Source organism: Lysinibacillus sp. UGB7 (assembly GCF_049058285.1).
Taxonomy (GTDB): Bacteria; Bacillota; Bacilli; order Bacillales_A; family Planococcaceae; genus Lysinibacillus; species Lysinibacillus sphaericus_B.
Genome location: NZ_JBMGUV010000089.1, coordinates 1 through 1,277, shown reverse-complemented (window position 1 = coordinate 1,277; position 1,277 = coordinate 1). Strand labels below are relative to the sequence as shown.

Here is a 1,277-nt window from a genome sequence, read left to right as displayed (position 1 = left end):
AACGTACTGACCTAAAAAATTGAGACAAATAAAAACACCTTTCGTTGAAAAACGGGTATTGTACCTTATCAAATCAACGTGGAGGTGTTTTTCTATGAGGACAAGAGTTAGTTATCCAGTAGAAGTGAAAATGAAAGCAATTGAAATGAGATTAGCAGGGATTCCTGTAAAACAAGTACTAGAGGAGCTAAATATTCGTAACCATTCTCAGTTAAAAACATGGATGAAATGGTACAGGAATGGTGAATTACATCGTCTTGAACAACCTGTAGGAAAACAATATACCTTTGGCAAAGGACCTGAATATGAAAGTGAAACCGCTAAGTTACAAGCAGAGAATCGTTATTTAAAGCAACAAATTGAAGTTTTAAAAAAGTACGCAGAGTTGGAGAGGAAGTGGTCCCAAAAGTTGTAGTTGCGCTAGTAGAGGAGCTAAAAGAAATTATGCCGATTGGTGAAATTTGCCGTCATTTAGGTGTAGCCCGTTCATCGTATTATCGCTGGAAGGCCAATAGAAACAAATTAACTCAAAAGGATCTTCGAGACCAAGAAATTGGTGACTTGTGCAAGCTACACAAATTCAGATACGGCTATCGAAAAATCACAGAATTACTTAAAGGCATTAGTGAGAAAACAGTGCAAAGTGTGATGCGAAAATATGACTGGCAATGTCGTGTGAAGGTAAAGAAACGTAAACGTACAGGACAACCAGCTCATATTGTTCCTAACTTATTAGCACGTGATTTTACGGCAACAAAACCGTTGGAAAAGCTCGTAACAGATATTACTTACTTGCCTTTTGGACAATCCATAATGTACCTTTCAAGTATCTTAGACCTATTTAATGGCGAAATTATTGCGTATACAATTGGGTTTACACAAGACACTGACCTTGTCTTAGATACGCTGAATCAATTACCAGATTTACCAGGGGGCTGTATTCTGCATAGCGATCAAGGTTCTGTTTACACATCTTACGTGTATCAGAAGGCAGTCAAAGAAAAAGGAATTACCATGAGCATGTCTCGTAAAGGCACGCCCGCTGATAATTCCCCAATTGAAACGTTTCACTCCTCGCTAAAGTCTGAAACGTTCTACCTCGATGATATTTATCGCACAACAAATGCGTGTGTAATAAATATTGTCGAAGAATACATTTACTATTATAACAATATTCGGATTAAAACGAAATTAAACAACCAGTCGCCGGTTCAATACCGTCAACTGGCTGTAAAATAGGGTGTTTTCTTACTGTCTCAAAAATGACACTCAGTGCC

Annotated in this window: 1 protein-coding gene; it reads left to right on the top strand. The window is 37.8% G+C overall.

The genetic code is table 11. The annotated features are described in order from the left end of the window. Positions 1-94: 94 nt before the first annotated feature. Positions 95-1,239, top strand: a protein-coding gene (locus ACOMCU_RS27985; protein ID WP_421052293.1) for an IS3 family transposase whose coding sequence is annotated in 2 segments (ribosomal slippage) — positions 95-368 and positions 368-1,239 — 1,146 coding nt in all. Because the reading frame shifts where the segments join, the coding sequence is not laid out codon by codon here. Positions 1,240-1,277: the final 38 nt, after the last annotated feature.